The 280-nt window shown below is 55.7% G+C and carries 1 protein-coding gene; it reads left to right on the forward strand.

Annotation, left to right across the window (positions count from 1 at the left end; translation table 11 throughout):
* Nucleotides 1-280 (forward strand): condensation domain-containing protein (locus ACYP03_RS25860; RefSeq protein WP_459782656.1); only part of this gene is annotated, 280 nt, incomplete at both ends.

Consider the following 280-nt stretch of genomic DNA (forward strand, 5'->3'; position numbering starts at 1 on the left):
TTTCTTTCTCGCAAAGCGGTTTGTGGTTTATCGAGCAATACGAAGACAACTCGCACCTGTACAACATGCCGGTGCATTTTCGTCTCACCGGCAAGCTGGATGTCGGGGCGCTGGAATACGCCTTCTCGGCACTGGCGCAAAAACATGCCAGCCTGCGAACCCGCTTTATTCGCAACATCCAGGGTAAAGGCGAGCAGCACATTGCGCCGCAGACTGAGTTGACGGTAACGCACCATGACTTGTCCCATCTGGACAAAGCCGCGCGCGAGCAGGCACTGCT

Source organism: Photobacterium sp. R1 (genome assembly GCF_054600795.1).